Origin of the sequence: Candidatus Arcticimaribacter forsetii, assembly GCF_910589745.1 — a bacterium.
In the GTDB taxonomy this organism is placed as follows: Bacteria; Bacteroidota; Bacteroidia; order Flavobacteriales; family Flavobacteriaceae; genus Arcticimaribacter; species Arcticimaribacter forsetii.
Map to the genome: position 1 here is coordinate 370387 of NZ_OU342399.1, position 22831 is coordinate 393217.

A 22831-nucleotide genomic window follows, 5' to 3' on the forward strand; every position below is an offset into this window, starting at 1 on the left:
TTTATATGTTACGCTGGATAATTCTTTTCCTTTTTTTCTCTTTATTTGGAACTTATGCCTTTCAGGCAATTAAAACATTAACACAACATCGAAGTATACTAATTTTATATTGGGTTGTGGTAGTGATGGTTCTAGGGAACTTTGCTTATCACAGTGCTTTTTATACTAGAGAGAATGGATTTAGTTCCGGTATGAGTTTAGCTTTAGGACTCTTTATTTCACTCTTTGTTTTTCAAACTTTAGTTGTACTCTTTCTGTTTTTTGAAGACATAATTAGAATTCCACAAGCTATTTATAGATTTTTTACCCAAGGTGAATCGGTTCATAATTACTTTCCAGATCGACGTAAATTTTTATCACAAATAGCACTTGGAATTGCCGCTGTACCTTTGGCTTCTCTTTTGTTTGGGATGTACAAGGGTAAGTATAATTACAAAGTTCTTAAATACACTTTAGAATTCGATAACCTCCCTAAGTCTTTTGATGGGTTTACTTTAACTCAAATCTCAGACATCCACAGCGGTAGTTTTGATAATAGAGAAAAAGTTTCTTACGGAATTGATCTAATCAATGAGCAACAATCAGATGTCATTCTTTTTACAGGGGATATGGTAAATAATAAGGCCTCAGAAATATATCCTTGGATGGATTTATTCTCATCACTAAAAGCGCCTCAAGGAAAATATTCTGTTATGGGAAATCATGACTATGGAGATTATGTTCAATGGGAAACTAAGGCAGAAAAAGAGCAAAATTTTTCAGACTTAATAAAAGCTCAAGAAGAAATGGGTTTTCAGGTTCTATTGAATAAAGCCCATTACCTTGAAAAAAATGGAGAACGGATTGCTTTAGTAGGAGTTGAAAATTGGGGGAAAGGGGGTTTTAAAAAGGCAGGAGACCTCAATCTCGCGATTTCAGGAGTAAAACCCGAAGATTTTAAGATTCTAATGTCCCACGACCCTTCTCATTGGGAAGCTCAAGTAATTGACCATCCCTACCCATTCGAACTAACACTTAGTGGACATACCCACGGGATGCAATTTGGAATTGAAATCCCAGGGTGGTTTAAGTGGAGCCCAGTAAAATGGAGGTATAAGCAATGGGCTGGAGTTTATAATCAAGCTAAACAATTCCTAAATGTAAATCGTGGATTTGGTTTTTTAGCTTACCCAGGAAGAGTCGGAATTTGGCCAGAAATAACAGTAGTTACCTTAAAATGCTCTGATAAAGTGGTTTAATAAAAAAAATCTTAAATTGCACAAAACTTTTAAACGCTAGTGTCGTGTCAAAATTTGGTCAATTAATAGATGATAAAGCTCCACTTCTTCTTGTTTTTTTTCAGGAAGATGTAGAACCTTCGGACGAGTTTCATCCCACTCTTCGAGATGTTGCAGCTGCAATTGGAGATCAGGGAAAAGTTATTAAAATAGAAACTACTAAAAACGCCAAGCTTACAGATGCTCTTAGAGTAAAAGCAATCCCTACCTTAATGATTTATAAAGATGGCGAGATGGTTTGGAGACAAAGTGGTGAACAAAACGCGAATACTTTAATCAGTATGATGAATGACTACGTTGGATAGTTACTCTTCTTCGGAAAACATTTCATCAAACATTGCTAAAGGTTTAATAGCGTTGAATATTCTATTTTCCATAGACACACGATATTCATCATCTTCATATAAGCTAACATAAAGCATCAACCTTCGGTAACCGTTAACTTCATTCATTATAATATCTTCATAAGCAACTTGTTTCTCCTTAGGAATTTCGGTTAGTCTACTCAAACGTTTTTCATAAACAGCTGCAATATTTTCTAGCAACAAACGCGCCGCATTAGAATCATCCCCAAGAAATAATGCTTCTATAAAGTCTTCTTGACTAGTATAGTAGTCGTAAGAGCCATAAAGAAATTCAAAAGGAGCGGTGTGATTTTGGAAATCTATTATTTTAGAAGCCATAAATTCTTCATCCTTATTTTCAATAATAACTTCAACTAGGGTTCTGTAACGTTCAATATTTGTTATTATATCTTCGCCTAAATTGTACTGAAGATCTAGAGAAAGACTTTCAAAATATTCTAACTCATCTCGGTATTTTTCGGCTATTTGTTCAAATAAATTTCTAGCCTCTTCTTTCGCTTCAATTCTGTAATAACTTTGAATAAATGGAGTTAGTAAACTGTAGTATCCAAAATAATCAACGGGCATTTTTTCTAGATTAAGATCTATAATCTCTTTTGCTTTTTCCAGCTTACCTTCGTCAATAAGAACTTCAGCGAGTCGTGCCATATTACTTCGATAGGAAATACTGTTTTTTCTAGTTTCAGGATCATGATAAATCTCTGAACTATCTGAGTTACCCCATTCCCATTGTTTGACAATATCATACATTAGGTCGCTGTCTAAACGTCCCATCAAATAGGGATTGTTTTTGTTCTCGGGGGTCTTGATAGGAACTAACTTATAAACCAGACCTTCTAGTTGAAGGTAATCTTTCATCCATAAATATTCTGAGTCCTCGAAGCTTCCACCAGTAAAATAAATAGGTCTTTTCCAGTCATTATTAGCTAATATGTCGAGCATAATTAACTGATTTTTATAGAGTCCACTTTTAGGTAAATCGATGTCAATATAAGGAACAATTAAGTCACGATCTTTCTCTTTAACTAGTCCGCTTTTTAATACGTTTTCAACGTTAACGTTAACTCGAATTTTGTTCGTAGGGTAAAAAACCATTTCTTGAGTTCCAACAGGATACATGCTTGGGTCTACTCCTGATTCTAAAATTATTTGCTTGTATTTATTTCTAGAATCATCTCTTGCAATCCAATCCATAAAATCTTTAATGTCAATCCTAACACTATCTATTTTAGATTCATGCTTAATGTAGTCACGAACTCCATAAGCGTATTGATGATGTTTAAGTTGAATATCGATCGCTTCACTAGTATATGTTTTTCGTTTCATTTGATCGATATACCAATCGGTAGCAATTAGACTGGTGTTAATAGGACGAACATCCTGTCTGTATTCTTCTACATCTTGAGCGTACCATAACGCAAAGGTGTCGTTATCTCCAATAGTAAAAATAAGAGCACCAACATCTTCTTGTATAGAAGTTAAATACGATTTAGATATAGATTGTGCTGTGTAGCGATTCGATCGATCGTGATCATCCCAGTTTTGGAATGCCATTAATACAGGAACTGCCATTAAACATAATAATATAGATGCAGGCACAGTAAACTTAGATTTCAGGATTTGTTTAAAATTCTGAATTAAAGCAAAAGTTCCGATTCCAATCCAAATTGCAAAAACATAAAAGGAACCCACCAAGGCATAGTCTCTTTCTCTTGGTTCAAATGGCCTTTCATTAAGATATACTTTAAGAGCTAAGCCTGTAAACAAGAAAAATAACATTAAGACCCAAAATTTCATTTTATCTTGGCCATATAAAAAGAATAAACCAATCAAACCTAAAATAAGAGGAAGGAAGAAATAGGTGTTTCTTGCTTTATTGTTTAAAATGTCTTCACTCAACTCACTTTGGTTTCCAAGTCTTATAGCATCAATAAATGGTATTCCACTAATCCAGTTTCCGTTCAAGGTTGTAAATCTTCCTTGAATATCGTTTTGGCGACCTGCAAAATTCCACATGAAATATCGCACATACATATAACCTATTTGATATTCAAATAAGTATCTCATGTTACTTATGAAAGAAGGTTTTTCAATGTTTAGATAAGGAGACATTTGTTTGAAAAATGTATGATAGTCTTCACCAGAAACCGTTCCCTCGGCTGCATCTCTTCTAAACGAATCAACTTCTTTTTTAAGTTCAGCACTTCTTCGGTATTCAGGTTTAATTTCAAATTCTAAGGGAGCTGTAAAGTTCATGTAGTTGGCAGCATGTTCGGTGCTATGAAGCCTTGGAAGAATACCTTTATGTTTGGAGTTGGAATTAATTCTTGAACCTTCCCAATTATTTACTATAATATAGCGACCTGTTTTTTCGTCACGTTCATATTTAGGTTTATCATCTACATAGGGTTCCTGTTCGTCTTGTCCAGCATACATGTCAGAAAACATGGGACCATAAAACAGTTTAGTTTCAGGATATTGCTCTAGATTGTAATAGGCTAGGAGTTGTCTTGCATCGGTTGGAGAATTCTCGTTAATTACAGTATTTGCATTGGCTCTAATAGGAAGCATTATCCAAGACGAAAACCCAAGAAATACAAATAAAATGCACAAGATTCCTGTATTGAGATTGACATAGTTTTTTTCACGAGTAATTTTAAGGGTATAGATAAAGAAAGTGATCAGTAAAACAGCAGTAAAAATAGTACCACTATTAAAAGAGAACCCAAGTGTATTAACAAAATAAACCTCCATTTTACCAAATAAAGCTAAAGTAAGAGGAAGAAGTAGTTTAAATATAAAAAGTAAAACAGCAACGGAAATAATATTTGCAGTAATAAACCCTTTAAAAGTAACCGTCTTGTAGTTCTTGAAATAATAGATCATCCCCATTGCTGGAATAGTCAATAACCCCATAAAATGAACCCCAAAAGAAAGTCCAATAACAAAAGCAATTAGAAGTAACCATCGATCCCCCCTAGGAGTATTCATTTCTTCTTCCCAACGAAGACTGAGCCAGAATAATAAAGAAAGTATGCAGGTAGCCATTGCATAAACTTCCGCTTCAACTGCATTAAACCAAAAACTATCAGAAAAACAAAAGGCAAGAGCTCCAACGACTGCACTTCCAAAAAATGCAAGAGCATCGTTTTTAGATTCAATTGATTTAAAAGCGGGAAGTTTTTTTAGTAAAAGAGTTAAGGTCCAGAATAAAAATAAAATAGTGAAAGCACTAGAAAAAACAGACATTAAATTTACCATTAATGCTATTTGTTCAGGACCATTAGCAAACATTGCAAAAAACGCACCCATCATTTGATAGAAAGGAGCGCCTGGAGGATGTCCGACTTGAAGTTTAGCAGAGGTAGCAATATATTCACTAGCATCCCAGAAGCTAGCCGTAGGTTCCACCGTAAGCCCAAATGTTAAGAGAGCGATAGTAAAAACACTCCAACCAAGTGTACGATTCCAGAATTTGAATTGATTAACATTCATAGGTCTATTTTTCTGAAAACGAATGTAAGAATATTTGCTCGAACTACCTTGAATTTAACAGAATGCAAACTTTTATGTGCCAGGAGTTAATTATTTTTTAAAAATGACTTGTAGGAGCAAATATTTCTATTAAATTTGCACCTCCAATGGTCTATGGTGTAACTGGCAACACGTCTGGTTTTGGTCCAGAAGAGTCTAGGTTCGAGCCCTAGTAGACCAACAAAGCCCTCTTGTTAGAGGGCTTTTTTTATTTTAAGTCGATTTTTTTGAGAGAAAAAGCTTTAAAAAAAAGTAGATCTTCTTTTTCTTTGTTTCAAATTTCACATTCTTATAATTTTTTGAGTCAATAAATTACATATTTGACTCAATTCTATTGTCTTAATTTTGTAGTTTTACCCAAATTTAAAAATAGCATTATGGCATTTGACATTGAGATGATAAAGCAATTATACGCTGGACTAAGTGAAAGCGTAAAAAAAGCACGTCAGTTAACAGGAAAGCCCTTAACAGCGTCAGAAAAAATACTTTATTCTCACCTTTGGAACCAATCTGATCGTTCTTTTAACAGAGGAATTGATTATGTAGATTTTAAACCTGATAGAATTGCTTGTCAGGATGCGACAGCACAAATGGCTCTGTTGCAATTTATGCAAGCAGGGAAGTCTAAAGTTGCTGTTCCTACAACAGTTCACTGTGATCATTTAATCCAAGCAAAATCAGGAGCATCTGCAGATTTAAAATCAGCAAATTCTACTTCAGCTGAGGTTTTTGATTTTCTTGAATCAGTATCTGATAAATATGGTATTGGATTTTGGAAACCAGGAGCTGGTATTATTCATCAAGTGGTTTTAGAAAACTATGCTTTCCCAGGAGGAATGATGATTGGTACGGATTCACACACAGTAAACGCAGGTGGGTTAGGAATGCTTGCTATTGGAGTTGGTGGAGCTGATGCAGTTGATGTTATGGCAGATATGCCATGGGAACTAAAGTTCCCTAAATTAATTGGAGTTAAATTAACAGGAAAACTTAATGGTTGGACTGCTCCTAAAGATGTAATTCTTAAAGTTGCAGGGATCCTAACTGTAAAAGGTGGAACAGGAGCTATCATCGAATATTTTGGTGATGGTGCTGAGTCAATGTCCTGTACTGGAAAAGGAACAATATGTAACATGGGAGCTGAAGTTGGTGCAACCACTTCAACTTTTGGTTATGATGAATCTATGGAACGTTACCTTCGCTCTACAGATCGTGATGATGTAGCTGATGCTGCTAACGAAGTTCGTGAGCATCTAACTGCAGATGCAGAAGTTTACGCTAATCCAGAACTTTACTTCGATCAGGTTATCGAAATAGACTTAGACACACTTAGACCACATATTAACGGACCTTTTACACCTGACCTAGCTACTCCTGTTTCGGAAATGAGCAAAGTAGCAAGCGAAAACAACTGGCCTTTACAAGTTGAATGGGGTCTAATAGGTTCTTGTACAAACTCTTCTTACGAAGATTTATCACGTGCCGCTTCGATTGCCAAACAAGCAGTAGAGAAAAAATTAGTTACAAAAGCAGAATTTGGAATCAATCCAGGATCTGAACAAGTACGCTACACAGCTGAGCGAGATGGTCTTTTAGTTCCTTTTGAAGAGCTTAACGCAAAAATATTTACAAATGCCTGCGGTCCTTGTATTGGACAATGGGACAGAGATGGTGCTGATAAAGAAGAAAAGAATTCTATTATTCACTCATTTAATAGAAACTTCTCTAAGCGTGCTGACGGAAACCCGAATACACATGCATTTGTTGCTTCTCCAGAAATGGTTGCAGCAGTAGCGATTTCAGGAAGATTAGATTTTGATCCTGTAAACGATACACTTATCAATCAAGATGGGGAAGAAGTAAAATTAGATCCACCTACTGGAATGGAATTACCACCAAAAGGATTTGATGTTGAAGATAACGGTTATCTAGCTCCTCAAGAAGACGGATCTTCTGTTAACGTTGTAGTAAAAGACACTTCTGAACGTTTACAGCTTTTAAAACCTTTTGCTCCTTGGGATGGTGAAAACCTGACTGGCGCTAAATTATTAATCAAAGCACACGGAAAATGTACAACAGATCATATATCAATGGCTGGACCTTGGTTACGCTTCCGTGGTCACTTAGATAATATTTCAAACAACTGTTTAATTGGAGCTGTAAATGCATTCAACCAAAAAACAAACTTTGTTAAAAATCAACTAACAGGAGAATACGGTGGTGTACCAGATGTTCAACGTCAGTACAAAGCTGCTGGAGTTGAAACAGTTGTAGTTGGAGATCATAACTATGGTGAAGGTTCTTCAAGAGAACACGCAGCTATGGAACCTCGTTTCTTAGGTGTGAAAGTTGTATTAGTTAAATCTTTCGCTCGTATTCACGAAACAAACCTTAAAAAGCAAGGTATGTTAGGAATAACATTTAATAATGAAGCTGATTATGATCTAATTCAAGAAAATGATACGTTTAATTTTGTTGACCTGAAAAACTTCGCTTCAGGAAAACAAATTTCAATTGAAGTAGTTCATGAAGACGGTTCTAAAGATACGATCTTAGCAAACCATACCTACAATGAACAACAAATTGAATGGTTTAAAGAAGGTTCTGCTTTGAATTTGATTAAGAAGGAAAATGCAGCTTAACTTTTAAAAAACATAAAACTTAAAAGCCCGTTTTTAAACGGGCTTTTTTTATGGATATTAATTTATTTTATACACAAAAAAGCCCTGAATTGATTTTAGAATCCAATAAAATTTGGAATAAAAAATCAATTTAAGATTAAAAGATGCTAATGAAAAATCAGTTTTTTTGTTTTTTCTTGGAAGGATCTTTACCAATCATACGTTCAAATCTGTCTGGGATATAATTGTTGTTTACATCCTCTTCAGTACCCATTGTTGTACTAATTACGCCATAAACAATTACCCCAACAATAAGAATGATGATTGAAATAATAACAATTGCAACTTCATTCATGCTAGTTTATTTTCTTTTAAGATACAATATTTTTTTAAAAAATACATATATCTCTCTATGAACAAGTTTTTTAAATAACCGTCAATAAAAAAAATCGATTAAAAAAATAAGTATTTTCCTTAATAAAATATGGCTCCATTTTTAATCCATTTTGAAAATTTCTTATTGTAACCATGAATTTTTTCGGTCTTTCCAGAGCTATTTTCTATCGGATTTCCTTTGTTTTTCCAATCAAAAATACCACCATAAAGATTGTATACATCTTTGAAGTTTATTGAAATCAGATATTCCACAAGTTTTTCACTTCTATATCCAACGCTGCAGTAAGCAATAATTGTTTTGTCTTTTTCTAATTCATTCAATAAATTTAGATTCCAATCACCTTCTCCAACCCAAATAGCATTTTTTATATGACTTAAATCATATTCTTCTTTAGAGCGTACATCTAACAAGATAAAATCCTCTTTAACTTTAAGTTTTTCGCTAGTAATTGAGGGAACTGTTCCTGTAGTTAATTGATTTATCATTTTATAAAACGATGGATCCTGAGCAAATCCATTATTTGTTTTAAAAACAGAAATCAGCACAATAAGAGTTATTAAATGAGTTCTTTTTAGTTTCAATGAACAAATTTTTTCCAGTTTATAATTTTATTAGAGGTCAATTTAACATGCAACTTTGTTATATTTGATTGACAAAATTAATGTTTTATAAATCAAATTATCTTTTATATGTTTTTAACTAGCTTATACTTGAACTCCATTTTAGTAAATTTATTCGAAGATGGAGGGACCTTATTTATGTCTCTTATTTTAATAAGTTTTTTACTTTCGATTTTCTTTATCGTTAAAGGATTTTTAAAACTTAATGCAGATAATAGTCACATTTTAAAAATGATAAAGTTGGCTAAAGATTTTAGTTACCTAGGGTTGGTTATCGGATTTTTGGGCTCTATGATTGGTTTAATTTCTGCTTTTGACGCTATTGAATCTTTAGGAAATGTAGCGCCGTCTATGGTTGCCGGAGGTCTAAAAGTAGCATTATTAACCTCCACATTTGGTCTATTAACAGTTGCCTTATCCAGAGTTGGAATTATTGGTTTAAGATTTTTGAGTAAAGTTTAAGATCTTAATCCAACCCTTTCACTTTTCATTATCAACGGGTTAGATAGACCTGTTTTCTTAATTATATAACAATCACTGGTTATAAACCAAAGTGTTTTTATAAATTTGTCAAGATGACAACATTATTTATTGAAACAAACAAACAGATAATTAAAAACACAATAGCTTCTATGCTGTTGATGTCTTTGTTGTTACCCACTGTTTTTCAGTTTGTTCTTCTATTTGAAGATCACGATCATAATGTTTGTACAGAACAACAGGTACATGTCCATGAATCTAGTGTTGAGTGTGAGATTTGTACTCTTCAATTTAGTCCATTAACCTACCGCTTAGCTGAGCAAATAAAACAAGAAGTTTTATTACATACTGAAACAGTCAAAGAAAATTCTAATTCTTTGTTGTTACACAGTCTTACAATCACTAACATAAAACTCCGTGGGCCGCCTGCTTTAACATAAGTAATAAACTATTTTCTATGTTAATTCAGTCATTCTATGCGAATTTATTTTCTAATGATTCTGCTAATATGCAGTTTTCCATTATTATCACAAGATTGTGATTACACTCTTAGGGGGATACTCACAGACTTTCATGACGGCACTGTACTTGAAGGTGCAACTATAATTGTTGCTGGCTCCGAGCGAAGTTTTGTTACTGATTCTGAGGGTAAATTTATAATTCATCACTTATGTAATGAAACCTATTCTATTCAAGTATCTCATCCGTTTTGTTTAACTAAAGGTTTTCGTGTTTCTGTAACAGGAGACACATTTAAGACGTTTAAGTTAGAACATCACTTAGAGGAACTCAATGAAATTACCATTAATGGAAAGGTAGTAAGTAATCAATCCAAAACACTTCAAGAAAATATAATTAATAAAGAGGAACTAGAGCGTTACAGTAGCCGATCTCTTGGCGATGCATTGGCAAATCTAAGTGGAGTTTCTTCATTAAATACAGGAAACACAGTTATTAAGCCTATGATTAATGGGCTTCATAGCAGTCGAATTGTAATTATAAATAATGGGGTGCGAATGGAAGATCAAGAATGGGGAGCTGAACATGCTCCTAATGTTGATGTTAATTCGATTAGTAAACTCACTTTAATTAAAGGAGCAGGAGCGCTCCAATATAGTGGAGATGCAATAGGGGGAGTAATTATAGCGGAAGCTTCAAAAGTGCCTTTTAAAGATAGTATTTATGGAAAAACGCAACTTGGTGTAGGTTCAAATGGGAGAGGAATGTTTTTTAATTCTGAGTTAATAAAGAGCTACGATACCGGATGGTATACTGCTTTACAAGGGAGTATAAAACAATTCGGTGATTTTGAAACTGCAGATTATAATTTGAGTAATACTGGTATATATGAACGAAATGCCCTGTTGAAATTTGGACTTAACACTTACGATATTGGGTTTGAAGCATTGTATTCTTTTTTTAAAAACGAAATAGGAATATTAAAAGCTTCACATGTAGGAAGTGCTCAAGATTTACTTAGAGCTATTGAAAGTGATCGACCTCTTGTTATAAATGAATTTACTTATGATATCGATGCTCCAAAACAGGACGTAACACATCATTTGGCTCGAATTAAAGCATACAAAAGATTGGTCGGTTTAGGGAAGGTTAAATTTCAATATGATTACCAAAAAAATAACAGGCTTGAATTCGATATAAGAAGGGGTGCCGATCGAGGTAAAGCTTCTTTAGACTTGGAATTAGACACCCACACTTTAAGGCTTGATTTGGATGCTAAAACTTCGAATCAGTCAAATCTTAAAGTAGGTTTTATGGGGAGTTATCAAAAAAACTTTGCCAGAAATACTGGGGTTAGAAGGCTGATACCAGATTATGATAAATATGATCTTGGAGCTTATATTATAGGAGATTATCAAGCAAATGAGGAATGGCTTTTTGAAATTGGAGCACGATTTGACTTTACAAAAATGGATGTATTTAAATTCTATAGAACCTCTTTTTGGGAATCAAGAAATTATAATCAACAGTTTTCTGAATTGGTAGTTGAAGATTTTGGAAGTCAGATTTTAACAAACCCTAAGTTAGATTTTAATAATGGCTCTGGAACTCTTGGAATAGTAAATAGTTTTGATGAGAAACATACGCTGTATTTTAACTATTCACTTACCTCCAGAATTCCAAATCCTTCAGAACTTTTTAGTGAAGGGTTACACCATTCTGCTTCTCGAATTGAGCTAGGTGATCTATCTTTCAACTCAGAGATTGGACATAAACTTTCTTTCGCACTAGAACGAAAAGAGTATAAATTTAGTTATTCTATTAATCCATTTATTAATAATATTTCGGATTTTATTCTGATCGAACCAGTATCAACTACTAGCACGATTCGGGGTACTTTTCAGGTTTGGGAATACCGTCAAACGAATGCTCAATTATTAGGAGTAGATTTAAATGCCACCTATGTCTTTAACGAACAGATGCAATTCAATCATCAACTATCAATTGTAAAAGGTCGAGACAAAACCCAAAACGAAGCTCTAATTAACATGCCTCCAGTAAATACAACAAATGAAATAGTTTATTACAACAATAAGTTTAACAACTTACGTTTAGCATTACAAAGTGAATACGTGTTTAGACAAAATGAATTTCCAAACACGAATTTTGAGGTGTATATTCCCAACACCGAATCTTATGTAGAGGTTGATGGTAGCACACCTCCTCCTGCATATCACTTAATCAATTTCAATTCATCAATTGATTTTGATTTTTCTGAAAGATCAATTTTAACACTAGGTTTTCAAGTTACAAACCTCTTGAATGTTTCTTACAGAAATTATTTAAATCGAATGCGCTTATTTGCAGATGATTTGGGAAGAAACTTTTTATTAAATATTAAATTAAAATATTAACACACACAGTAATCTTATGAAAAACATTTTTTTATTACCAGCCATACTTTTTACTCTTTTATTATTAGGATCATGTTCAAATGATGATGATACTCCAGAATTAGTAAACGAAGAAGAATTAATAACAACCCTAACAGTTACACTTGTTCCAGAAGGAGGAGGAACATCCATTACTTTATCAACGCAAGATTTAGACGGCGATGGACCCGATGAGCCTATTATTTATGTTTCATCTAACCTTTCGGCAGGTGTTACCTACAACGGCAGTATTTCTTTACTTGACGAATCGAGCAGACCCGCAGAGGATATAACAGAAGAAGTAGAAGAAGAAGCAGACGAACACCAGTTCTTTTATACAGTAGGTTCTGGTTTAGATGTTACTGTAAATGCTACTAATTTTGATTCAGATGGGAATGCATTAGGGACTGAGTTTTCTTTAGTTGCAAATGGTGTAAGTTCAGGTATACTAACTTTTACTTTGCGTCATGAGCCGAATAAGCCTACGGATAATTTGGCAACTGCAGGGGGAGAAACTGATATTGAGGCTTCTTTTACGATATCAGTAGAATAATTTTTTCTAAACGTTCTTAAAAATTAAACACCCTATGGATTAAAATCCAAGGGTGTTTTTTATGAATTAATTGTTCTGTTCGTAAGAAGGAATCATTACAAAACTACATTTTCGACAAGAACATATTAAACTTATTATTTATAAGGGCTAGGAGATTATTTGTACACAAATTTGTACACAGAGATACCGATAAAACACCAATTAGGGTCAAATAAGGATGTTTAACTAGCGTTTCTAGTTTACAAAAAAAACACCTCAGTTAGCTGTTGTTTTCGGTGGGGGTTTTTTATGTTTAGTTGCATTGGTCTCTGACCCATTGAGCTGAATTTTGATGACCTAAACTAGCTGCTTTTTTCCAATCAGCACAAGCACCATTTAAATCCCCTAACATTTCTTTAGCAATCCCTCTGTTGGAATAAGCACTAGCATAATCAGGTTTTAATTCAATAGCTTTAGAGTAATCGTTTATTGCTCCGTAATGGTCTTTTAAATCACCTTTAGCATTCCCTCTGTTGTTATAAGCATCAGCATAATCAGGATTTAATTCAATAACTTTAGAGTAATCGTTTATTGCTCCGTAGTAGTCTTTTAATTTCTTTTTAGCAACCCCTCTGTTGAAATAAGCCATAGCATAATCAGGTTTTAATTCAATAGCTTTAGAGTAATCGTTTACTGCTCCGTAGTATTCTTTTAAAACATCTTTAGCAAACCCTCTGTTGTTATAAGCATAAGCATAATCAGGATTTAATTCAATAGCTTTAGAGTAATCGTTTATTGCTCCGTAATAGTCTTTTAAATCATCTTTAGTAATCCCTCTGTTGTTATAAGCCATAGCATAATCAGGATTTAATTCAATAGCTTTAGAGTAATCGTTTATTGCTCCGTAGTAGTCTTTTAATTTGCCTTTAGCAAACCCTCTGTTGTTATAAGCAGAAGCATAATCAGGATTTAATTCAATAGCTTTAGAGTAATCGTTTATTGCTCCGTAATAGTCTTTTAAATCATCTTTAGTAATCCCTCTGTTGTTATAAGCCATAGCATAATCAGGATTTAATTCAATAGCTTTAGAGTAATCGTTTATTGCTCCGTAGTAGTCTTTTAAATCTAATTTAGCATTCCCTCTGTTGTTATAAGCAGAAGCATAATCAGGTTTTAATTCAATAGCTTTAGAGTAATCGTTTATTGTTCCGTAATAGTCTTTTAATACATATTTAGCATATGCTCGTTGGAAATAAGCAAATTCATAATCTGGCTTAATTCTTATTGCAGCAGTAAAGTCGCTAATTGCTCCATTGTAATTATTAGAATCTCTTCTTTCTATTCCTCTATTGATATATTCTTCAACAGACATATTGGTGTTCTTTCGGGTATATTCAGTAGGTTTGTTAGTTGTGTCTGCTACAGATGAATTACCTCCTGCTTTATTAAACCCTCTTCTAACAGCGTTTACTCGTTTAGATTTAGAAGGATGCGTAGAGTAAGTATCGTCTTTGTCAGTAAAAATATTAGTAAAAGACAAAGCATTATTTAAACTTGCGCCCATTCGTGCCATTACAAACCCTGCAAACTCATCTGCCTCTAATTCCTGTTTACGTTTATTTGCAAGAGACTTTGCTTCAACTACTCCTCCTGCATACATTGTTATATCTAGTGCGTGTCCATTGATATGATGACCTACCTCGTGGGCAAGGATAGCCAGACTAGACCAGTTATTTGTTCTTGAATTAATTAACTGCATAAACTCTTTGTCATAAAGAATGTACCGAATCCCTTTGTAAGAAGTTGCAGCAGCATTATTAATCTCACTACAAGGAGTAAGAACAAAGTTTTTAGATGCACCAATGGTATTTAGTATCTTATCTAAAGCATTTTCTGCTTCGGAGTCTGACATAAAGTTGCTTGATTGCATTGCTAAACACAGTTCTAGTCCTTCTTTGGTTTGCCCAAAAGAAACCATAGGAACTAACAGTAAAAGAAGAAATAACTTTTTCATAAATATAATTTCCAATACAATATACAAAACCATTTTAAAAACATCATTTAATCAATAAACAGAGGTAAATCCTCATAAGGTTTCTCTATTGTTTCTGTACTTCTTAGCTTAGGAATAACGTAATGTAGAGATAGCTGTAACAGTTTCAACTTTTGGTTAGTGTCCATTGAATTCACATCTATTGAATTTACAACCTCATCTATAAGATTCTGTAACTGTTCTTTGACTTCTGACGTTACTTTATTTGGAGAGCCTTTGCGTCTTGGCATATTTTGTATATTTATATTAAATGTTAAAATTATGAATGGAATTGAAGTTTTTTTACAAGGCTTTGTAGGTGCTGCTGTAATTGGATTAATTGCTTTGTTGATTAAGTAAGTGTATAGAAGTGTAAGAATTATAACACTATATTTTCGACAATAATCTGCCCCATATTCCATGATGGAATATAGTAAGTGAAGTTGGTTGATTCTAAACATTCATTAAAAATTCTATCCTGAAGTACTGTAGAATTTCCAGTGATAATTGTCAATGAAAAATTACCATTCCCAGAACATTTTTTTATAGTAGCGTGAACTAGTTCTAAAGCTTGTTTATGCCGAATTCCATGAAGATCTATACTGGTAATTTTGTCTTTGTTGTGTTTCATTCAACAAAGGTATAAAATCAAAACTCCCCAATACAAAAAGTAAAGGGGAGCAAATAATCAAATTACTAACTCTAACTATTCATGAAAATAATACTTAAAAGTATCTAGTTTTTAATTGAATAGGTGTTAACGCGATTGTAATATTTTCTAAATATTAAGTTAAAATATAAATTTATTCAGACTCAAAACCTTGCACTCCTTGAACCGTTGTGTATTTCATGGTGAACCTTTTGTCCGGATAAATTATCTTATAAGCCGTTTGTACAGCAAGGGTTGCTTCATGAAAACCACAAAGAATTAATTTTAATTTCCCAGGATAAGTGTTTACATCCCCGATAGCAAATACTCCAGGAATGTTGGTTTGATAGTCTAAAGTATTATCTACTTTGATTGCATTTTTTTCAATTTCTAGACCCCAATCTCCAATTGGACCTAGTTTTGGTGACAATCCAAATAAAGGCAACCAATAATCAACATCAATTTTTATATTGTCTTTATCCTTTTGTTTAAGTTCAATTTGTTCAAGAGTTTCAGAACCCGTTAAACCAACAACTTCTGCGTGAGTATAAAGCTCAATTTTTCCTTGTTTTTGAAGATCATAAATCTTTTCTACAGAATCTTTATGACCTCTAAACATATCCGTTCTGTGTGCTAATCCAACAGGTATATTATGATTTTCTGCAAAGTAAATAGCCCAATCTAGGGCAGAATCTCCACCTCCTGAAATAAACAATTTTTTCCCTAAAAATGATTCAGGCTCGCGAACCATATATTCTACACCCTTTTTTTCGAACTGAGGTAAATTTTCGATTTTAGGTTTTCTAGGTTCAAAACTACCTAATCCTCCAGCGATCATTACGGTAGGAGCTTGGTGTTGAGTTCCTTCGCTAGTAGTAACAATAAAACTTCCGTCTTCTTGTTTTTCAATAGTTTCAGCTCGTTCTCCAAGTGTAAAGCCAGGCTTAAAAGGTTCTGCCTGTTTCATTAGATTGTCTATTAATTCTCCTGCTAGTACCGAAGGAAATCCAGGGATATCGTAAATAGGTTTTTTTGGATATATTTCGGTGAGTTGACCTCCTGCTTGTGGTATAGCATCTATTAGGTGGCATCTAAGCTTCATTAATCCAGCTTCAAAAACGGTAAATAATCCTACTGGTCCTGCTCCTATTATGATTATATCTGTTCGTATCATTTCTCTAAAATTGATTTAGTAACTTTATTCATCTCATTCACTTTAAATTCAAAATCTCCATTTAAAGTATTTCTATAATTTTGTAACGTATCGAGTAAATCATTTACCTCTTCAGGTAATAAATCCTCTAAAAATTGGCGTATTCTTTTAGCCAATGTTGGTGACTTTCCGTTTGTAGAAATCCCAATTTTTAAATTTCCTTTTGTTACAATAGCTCCCATATAGAAGTCACAAAGGTCGGGAGTATCCGCAACATTAACTAATATTCTCTTTTTTTTACAGAAATAATGTACTCTTTTATTGACTGCTGGCTTGTCAGTTGTTGCGATAACAACATGCTTGCCTTTTAAAAAGAAAGAATTAAAAGTTCTGTGTATTAATTTTACATTCGGCCTGTTAGACACAAAATCTAGTGTTGCTTCCCGATAAAAAGGAGCAATCATAGTTATTTTTGCATTTGGGCTAGATTTAAGTAAAAACTCTAATTTTTCTAGCGCAACATTCCCTCCCCCTACAATTAAGAACTCTAATTGTTCTGTTTTAAGGAATATTGGATAGAGTTCGTTTACCTGTAACATAACGTACTCTTTAAGTTTTTATATTGAGTTACTTGATCAAGAACTGCAGGGCCAAAAATTATATTTGCGGGATTAGAAATAGCGTGTTCACGAACTTCTTTTTCTATAGTTGCTAGAGTTCCTAAAACTACTTTCTCTGCTTTAGTTGTTCCATTCTGAATAATCGCTACCGGATAATTATCTGGTTTGTGTTCTGCAAAAGCAGCAACAATTTGTTTTAAGAAACGCATTCCCATCAAAACAACAACAGTAGCGCTTGTTTGAGCTGCTAATGGAATATCAGATGAAATTCGACCATCATAAGTATGCCCGGTTGTAACCCACATACTCTCAGATATAGATCTTTTTGTAAGTGGTATTTGATGTTGTGCAGCAATTCCTGTGAAAGAAGAAATCCCAGGGATTATTGAAGTTTCTATATTAAACAAAGCTGCGTAAGAAAGTTCTTCACATGCACGACCAAAAATTAATGGATCTCCACCTTTTAAACGAACGACTCTTTTGTTTTTAAGAGCATACTCCACTAGTAGTTGATTAATTTCTTCTTGGCTTTTTTTAGCAAACCCCCTTCTTTTCCCCACAAAAATTTTCTGGGCAACAGGATTGTGATCTAAAAGAAGCGGGTTGATAAGCGCATCATACAAAATTACTTCTGCATTTTGAATAGCTTTAAGTCCCTTTAGAGTTATTAACTCAGGATCCCCAGGTCCAGCTCCAACAAGGCAAATACTTCCTTTATTTAATTGTTGCATTTCTTGAATTTTTAATCCACTGAATAGTTTCTTCGGTCTCTTTAAGAAACGAAATTGCAAACTCTTCGTCAGATGGTTTGTTTTTGAATTCTTCGATTCCTTCAATAAACGAAAGAGATCGTTCTTCTTTGAATAATGGGAAATGAGAATCAAAAGTTTCTATTATTGAAGCGTGGCTATTGGTCTTAGCCTCTGCAGAGGTAAGTAATGCCTTTGCGGCGCGAATTCGTCCATTGTATGCATGATAGGTCGCATCACCAAAACGTTTTTCTGAAAGTGCTTCCGTTGCCCACCCAAATGCTTCTTCTGCTTCGAATATTAAAGTCTGAATTAAATCGATAGTAACTCCGGCACATTCTCCGATTCCAATCGCTTTTTCATATTTTTCTTTAGTACCAAAGTCAATAAAATCATCAGCTTCCAGATTGTCAACAGCGCTATAGTGTTTTAAGTTTTGATAAAAATAATCTTTTGTTTGACGATCGTAGTAAGCGAAGAAGTCTTCATCATTAGTTTTATTTTCATCAAAATCATTTAAGATCCAACGCAATACTGAAGGAGTTCTTTTTGCAGGAACTTTTAATAATTTATCTGCAAATCTTCCGGTACCATCACCTAAAACTCCTCCTCCTAATAAAATCTGAGTAGCTGGAGCAATTAGTCCATTCGATTTAAGCGTCATTCCTTGAAACCCTATATGAGCAAGTGTGTGCTGTCCACAGGCATTCATACAACCACTAATTTTAATGTCAATTTTATGAGTATTAATGATGCTTTTAAATTCAGTCTCAATCAAACGCTGAAGTTCGTTAGCTAACCCCATACTACTCGCAATTCCTAAATTACAAGTATCTGTTCCTGGACAAGCAACAATATCATTAATTTTATGAAAACCAATTCTGTGTAAGTCCAATTGCTCTAGTGCATCATAAAGAGTAGAAAGATGTTCCTCTTTTACATCGCGAAGTAAGATGCTCTGTCCAACAGAAAAACGGTTATCGTCTTTTGTAAATAATTCAATTATATCAGCTAATAATCTTGATTTATCCGAAGAAATATCTCCGGTTTTTATAGGTAATCCAACCGAAACATACCCCTCTTGTTTTTGTTTAAAGATGTTGGTGTTTTTCCAAGCTTCAAATTCAGGGCTTGTTATGGTTTTTGGTTTTCCACTGAAACTAGCTTCTTTAAGATCACGTTCTTTTGGCTCAATAGAATATGTTTGATGGTTAACAACAACCATTTCATCTTTTACTAATTGCTTAAATGAATCAATCCCAATTTCTTTAATTAAGAATTTTAGACGTGCTTTATTTCTTTTATTACGTTCTCCGTGGCGATCAAATACTCTAATTACTGCCTCAGCATAAGGGATAATTTTGTCTGCAGCAAGAAAATCAAATACTTCATGTGCATCCATCGGTTGCGATCCAATTCCACCTCCAAGTAGAACTCTAAAACCTCGAATACCATTTTCAATTCTAGGGATAAAACCTAAGTCGTGGATGAATGTAAAAGCATCATCAGAAGAGGAGCTAGAAAAGGCAACTTTAAATTTCCTTCCCATTTCCTGACAAATAGGATTTCTTAAAAAGTATTCAAAAAATTCGTTTGCATAAGGGGTTACATCAAACTCTTCATTTGGGTCTACACCTGCCATTACCGACGCCGTTACATTACGTACAGTATTTCCACAAGCTTCTCTTAAAGTAATTCCATCTTTTTCTAAATCTGCCCATAATTCTGGAGTTCGATCTAATAAAACATAATGAATTTGAATATCTTGACGTGTTGTTATGTGTAAATTACTACTAGCATATTCATCTGAAACGTCAGCGATTCGACGTAATTGTTTTGCAGTAAATTTTCCCATTGGAAGTTTAATACGAATCATTTGTACACCTTGTTGGCGTTGACCGTATACACCTCTAGCTAGACGGAGACTTCTGAATTTTTCTTCATCTATTTTGTTGTTTTTAAATTGAAAAATCTTCTTTTCTAAATCAAGAATATCTTTTTCAACTACTGGGTTTTCTAATTCTGTTCTAAAACTTTCCATTCTTATTCTATAAAACCTATTCCGGCCGTATTATTAGTATTAATATCTATGATGATAAAACTCCCGAGACTCTTATTTTTTTGATAAGGAATACTCTGAATTGTATTGGCTAATTGAAAAGAGGCAATTCCAATATCATTTAATCCAAGTGAAGTAGCTTTTTCAGAACCATTTCCTGTTACGTTAATTCGTTCAGAAACATCAGTTACTTTTGAAAGGGATTTATTAGTTCCGAATTGGAGTAAATATTTGCTTCCTATGCTAAGTGCATTTTCTTGCATCCAACAAATTTTAGCTTTAATTGTTTTGGTAGCTATTAAAGATTCGCTGGAAGTAAATAAAGAGTCACCTCGAGAAACATTAACTTCATCTTCAAGTAATAGAGTTGCGTTTTCTCCCTGAATTACTTTTAGTTTGGCTTCCCCATAACGTTCAATTGATTTTATTTTAGTTTTGGTTCCAGAAGGAAAAACTTCAACTGTATCTCCTAAGGAAAACGATCCACTTTTAATTTTCCCAGCGAAACCACGATAATCATGATATTCGTCTAATTTAGGTCGGATAACCGTTTGTACTTGAAGAACATTTTCTTTGTATGGAGGTTCTTCCAGTGAAATATTTTCGATTACATCGAAAAGCGTTCCTCCCGAATACCATTTCATTGATTCACTTTTTTCAAGAAGGTTGTCTCCTTTAAGTGCAGAAAGTGGTATGAAATATACTTGTAAATCTTTTGTGTTTTGTTCTTCAATTAAAACTTTGATCTGTTTTTTAATTTGATCAAATATGTTTTGATCAAATTCAACAAGATCCATTTTGTTTACAGCAAAAATTAATTTCTTAATTCCCAATAACTGGGTAATATAAAAGTGACGTTTAGTTTGCTCGATAACCCCTTTTCGAGCATCGAGAAGCAACAAAGTAACATCCGAATTAGAAGTCCCTGTCACCATATTTCTGGTGTACTCTATATGACCTGGAGAGTCGGCAATAATAAAGCGTCTTTTTTTAGTTTTAAAATAAAGATGCGATACATCGATGGTTATTCCTTGTTCTCTTTCAGCAAGTAAACCATCTGTTGCCAAAGAAAAATCTAAGTGGTCTAATCCTTTAGAGGTGCTTTTTTCTTGTATGTGCTCAATTTGATCGTCTTTCAAAGATCCTGTTTCGTATAGTAATCTTCCGATTAAAGTACTCTTACCATCATCAACACTACCTGCTGTAGCTATTCTTAATAAATTCATTGGGTTGATATTAAAAGTATCCTATTTTTTTTCTTTCTTCCATTGCTCCTTCCGAACGTTTGTCATCCATTCGAGCTCCTCTTTCTGAGTAACTAGAGTCTCTAATTTCTTCGATTATAATATCAAGTTCTTCTGCTTCAGATAATACAGCTGCTGTACAACTCATGTCTCCAACAGTTCTAAATCTTACCGATTGAATTTCGATTTCACTTGGGTCTATTTGTTGAAATTCTGTAACGGGCATTAGTTGACCATCACGTTTAAAAACCGGTCTTTCATGTGCATAATAAATAGAAGGAATTTCAAGATTTTCTTGACGTATATATTCCCATACATCCAGTTCGGTCCAATTACTGATTGGAAATGCACGAATGTGTTCTCCCGGTTGAATTGTTCCGTTTAAATGATCAAATAATTCAGGACGTTGCAATTTTTCATTCCACTGACCAAAATCATCACGTACAGAAAAAATACGTTCTTTTGCTCTTGCCTTTTCTTCATCTCTTCGTGCACCACCCATACATGCGTCTAACTTTAGTTCGCTTATAGTTTCGAGTAAGGTTGTGGTTTGTAGGCTATTTCTGCTTGCATATTTCCCCTTTTCCTCAACTACTTTTCCTTGGTCTATGCTATCTTGTACTAAACCAACATGAAGTTTAACTTGATACTGGTCTATCAATTTATCACGAAGTGATATCGTTTCAGGAAAATTATGTCCTGTGTCTATATGAACCAAAGGGAAGGGTATTCTAGCAGGTAAAAATGCTTTATGACATAAATGTAACAGTACAATTGAATCTTTTCCTCCTGAAAAAAGCAAGGCTGGTTTGTCGAATTGTGCTACCACTTCACGTATAATGTAAATGGCTTCTTCTTCTAATTGTTTAAGAATATTCATTTTTTATGATTTAGTGATTTGAGTCTGATGAAGACCACATTCTTTTTTACTATTCTCCCACCACCAACGTCCACTTCGGAGGTCATCACCTTTTTCGATAGCTCGTGTACAAGGAGCACAACCTATACTTGCAAATCCTTTTGAGTGCAATGTGTTTTGTGGAACTTTATTTAGCTTTAAATATGTTTCTACCTCCTCTAAATTCCAATGGATTAAAGGATTGAATTTTAAAAGTCCAAAAGAAGAGTCGTATTCAAATGCTTGGAGTTGTTCCCTGAAAGAGCTTTGTGACCCTCGTAAACCAGTAATCCAAACTTCTACTCCTTTAAGAGCTCTTTGAAGTGGATCTACTTTTCTAATTCCACAACATTCTTTTCGATTTTCTACGCTTTCATAGAAACTGAAAGGTCCTTTAGTGCTTAAAAGAGCTTCGGTTTTTTGAGAGTCGGGGAAGAATGGGGTGATTTTTTTATCGTACTTGTTTAATGTTTTGTGATACACTTCATAGGTCTCTTCAAACAGCCTCCCTGTGTCTAGAGTAAAAACATCAACATCAATATTATTTTTAAAGATATAGTCGGTTAAAACTTGATCTTCTTGTCCAAAGGAGGTTGAAAAAGCAGCTTTCCCAAGTTTTAATTCATTGAAAACATCAAAAGCTTTTTCTAAGGATTTATTATTTTCCCCGATACTATTGTTTAATTCTATTAGATAATCTTTTTCCATTA

At 33.8% G+C, this 22831-nt stretch carries 20 protein-coding genes and 1 tRNA gene; 8 read left to right on the forward strand and 13 right to left on the reverse strand.

What is annotated here, in order from left to right:
* Positions 1 to 5: 5 nt before the first annotated feature.
* Together NG655_RS01790 and NG655_RS01795 are read left to right on the forward strand one after the other, a co-directional pair.
* Entirely contained in the window at positions 6 to 1238 is a 1233-nt protein-coding gene (locus NG655_RS01790) for a metallophosphoesterase (RefSeq protein ID WP_252157639.1), read from the forward strand.
* 44 nt (positions 1239 to 1282) lie between these two features.
* Positions 1283 to 1582: a thioredoxin family protein gene (locus NG655_RS01795; RefSeq protein WP_252157640.1), complete on the forward strand. Its 300-nt coding sequence runs from the start codon at positions 1283 to 1285 to the stop codon at positions 1580 to 1582.
* On the opposite strand, the gene NG655_RS01800 is transcribed toward NG655_RS01795, so the two are convergent.
* On the reverse strand, positions 1583 to 5137 hold the full coding sequence (locus tag NG655_RS01800; RefSeq protein WP_252157641.1) for a glycosyltransferase family 117 protein: 3555 nt from the start codon (positions 5135 to 5137) through the stop codon (positions 1583 to 1585).
* 147 nt (positions 5138 to 5284) lie between these two features.
* Here NG655_RS01800 and NG655_RS01805 point away from each other — a divergent pair.
* Together NG655_RS01805 and NG655_RS01810 are read left to right on the forward strand one after the other, a co-directional pair.
* Positions 5285 to 5357, forward strand: a tRNA-Gln gene (locus tag NG655_RS01805).
* Positions 5358 to 5553: 196 nt separating this feature from the next.
* Positions 5554 to 7818 carry an aconitate hydratase gene (locus NG655_RS01810; RefSeq protein WP_252157642.1) on the forward strand — a complete coding sequence of 755 codons (2265 nt, stop codon included), beginning with the start codon at positions 5554 to 5556 and terminating at the stop codon, positions 7816 to 7818.
* A gap of 157 nt (positions 7819 to 7975) precedes the next feature.
* Here the strand turns inward: NG655_RS01810 and NG655_RS01815 are convergent, their stop codons facing one another.
* Complete coding sequence (locus tag NG655_RS01815; protein ID WP_252157643.1) at positions 7976 to 8152, reverse strand: hypothetical protein; 177 nt, start codon at positions 8150 to 8152, stop codon at positions 7976 to 7978.
* A 119-nt stretch (positions 8153 to 8271) separates the two neighbouring features.
* Positions 8272 to 8775 (reverse strand): rhodanese-like domain-containing protein, encoded by a 504-nt coding sequence (locus NG655_RS01820; RefSeq protein WP_252157644.1) that lies wholly within the window; start codon positions 8773 to 8775, stop codon positions 8272 to 8274.
* Between the two features lie 108 nt (positions 8776 to 8883).
* On the opposite strand from NG655_RS01820, the gene NG655_RS01825 reads away from it, so the two are divergent.
* The 4 genes from NG655_RS01825 to NG655_RS01840 all read left to right on the forward strand — a co-directional run bounded on the left by NG655_RS01825 (position 8884) and on the right by NG655_RS01840 (position 12738).
* The gene (locus NG655_RS01825; RefSeq protein WP_252157645.1) at positions 8884 to 9276 is read left to right on the forward strand and encodes a MotA/TolQ/ExbB proton channel family protein; all 393 of its coding nucleotides are present in this window, start codon (positions 8884 to 8886) and stop codon (positions 9274 to 9276) included.
* Positions 9277 to 9389: 113 nt separating this feature from the next.
* Positions 9390 to 9734: a hypothetical protein gene (locus tag NG655_RS01830; RefSeq protein WP_252157646.1), complete on the forward strand. Its 345-nt coding sequence runs from the start codon at positions 9390 to 9392 to the stop codon at positions 9732 to 9734.
* Positions 9735 to 9788: 54 nt separating this feature from the next.
* Positions 9789 to 12167 (forward strand): TonB-dependent receptor, encoded by a 2379-nt coding sequence (locus NG655_RS01835; protein WP_252157647.1) that lies wholly within the window; start codon positions 9789 to 9791, stop codon positions 12165 to 12167.
* Between the two features lie 16 nt (positions 12168 to 12183).
* A complete protein-coding gene (locus tag NG655_RS01840) occupies positions 12184 to 12738 on the forward strand; it encodes a type 1 periplasmic binding fold superfamily protein (RefSeq protein ID WP_252157648.1) in 555 nt (184 codons plus the stop codon).
* A 292-nt stretch (positions 12739 to 13030) separates the two neighbouring features.
* Here NG655_RS01840 and NG655_RS01845 read toward each other — a convergent pair whose 3' ends face one another.
* From NG655_RS01845 to NG655_RS01885, 10 genes are all read right to left on the reverse strand, one after another.
* Entirely contained in the window at positions 13031 to 14731 is a 1701-nt protein-coding gene (locus NG655_RS01845) for a tetratricopeptide repeat protein (protein ID WP_252157649.1), read from the reverse strand.
* Between the two features lie 47 nt (positions 14732 to 14778).
* The gene (locus NG655_RS01850) at positions 14779 to 15210 is read right to left on the reverse strand and encodes a hypothetical protein (protein ID WP_252157650.1); all 432 of its coding nucleotides are present in this window, start codon (positions 15208 to 15210) and stop codon (positions 14779 to 14781) included.
* Complete coding sequence (locus tag NG655_RS09470) at positions 15129 to 15380, reverse strand: Smr/MutS family protein (RefSeq protein WP_419469261.1); 252 nt, start codon at positions 15378 to 15380, stop codon at positions 15129 to 15131. Before NG655_RS09470 ends, NG655_RS01850 begins: the two co-directional genes overlap by 82 nt.
* 172 nt (positions 15381 to 15552) lie before the next feature.
* On the reverse strand, positions 15553 to 16572 hold the full coding sequence (locus NG655_RS01855; RefSeq protein ID WP_252157651.1) for an NAD(P)/FAD-dependent oxidoreductase: 1020 nt from the start codon (positions 16570 to 16572) through the stop codon (positions 15553 to 15555).
* Complete coding sequence (locus tag NG655_RS01860) at positions 16569 to 17150, reverse strand: precorrin-2 dehydrogenase/sirohydrochlorin ferrochelatase family protein (RefSeq protein WP_252157652.1); 582 nt, start codon at positions 17148 to 17150, stop codon at positions 16569 to 16571. The genes NG655_RS01855 and NG655_RS01860 overlap by 4 nt, the downstream gene beginning before the upstream one ends.
* The gene (gene cobA / locus NG655_RS01865; RefSeq protein WP_252157653.1) at positions 17138 to 17902 is read right to left on the reverse strand and encodes a uroporphyrinogen-III C-methyltransferase; all 765 of its coding nucleotides are present in this window, start codon (positions 17900 to 17902) and stop codon (positions 17138 to 17140) included. Before cobA ends, NG655_RS01860 begins: the two co-directional genes overlap by 13 nt.
* Positions 17886 to 19961, reverse strand: coding sequence for a nitrite/sulfite reductase (locus NG655_RS01870; RefSeq protein ID WP_252157654.1), 2076 nt, complete (start codon positions 19959 to 19961; stop codon positions 17886 to 17888). Before NG655_RS01870 ends, cobA begins: the two co-directional genes overlap by 17 nt.
* A 2-nt stretch (positions 19962 to 19963) precedes the next feature.
* Positions 19964 to 21205 carry a sulfate adenylyltransferase subunit 1 gene (locus NG655_RS01875; protein WP_252157655.1) on the reverse strand — a complete coding sequence of 414 codons (1242 nt, stop codon included), beginning with the start codon at positions 21203 to 21205 and terminating at the stop codon, positions 19964 to 19966.
* A gap of 10 nt (positions 21206 to 21215) precedes the next feature.
* Positions 21216 to 22103 carry a sulfate adenylyltransferase subunit CysD gene (cysD, locus tag NG655_RS01880; RefSeq protein WP_252157656.1) on the reverse strand — a complete coding sequence of 296 codons (888 nt, stop codon included), beginning with the start codon at positions 22101 to 22103 and terminating at the stop codon, positions 21216 to 21218.
* Between the two features lie 3 nt (positions 22104 to 22106).
* On the reverse strand, positions 22107 to 22829 hold the full coding sequence (locus NG655_RS01885) for a phosphoadenylyl-sulfate reductase (RefSeq protein ID WP_252157657.1): 723 nt from the start codon (positions 22827 to 22829) through the stop codon (positions 22107 to 22109).
* Positions 22830 to 22831 lie beyond the last annotated feature (2 nt).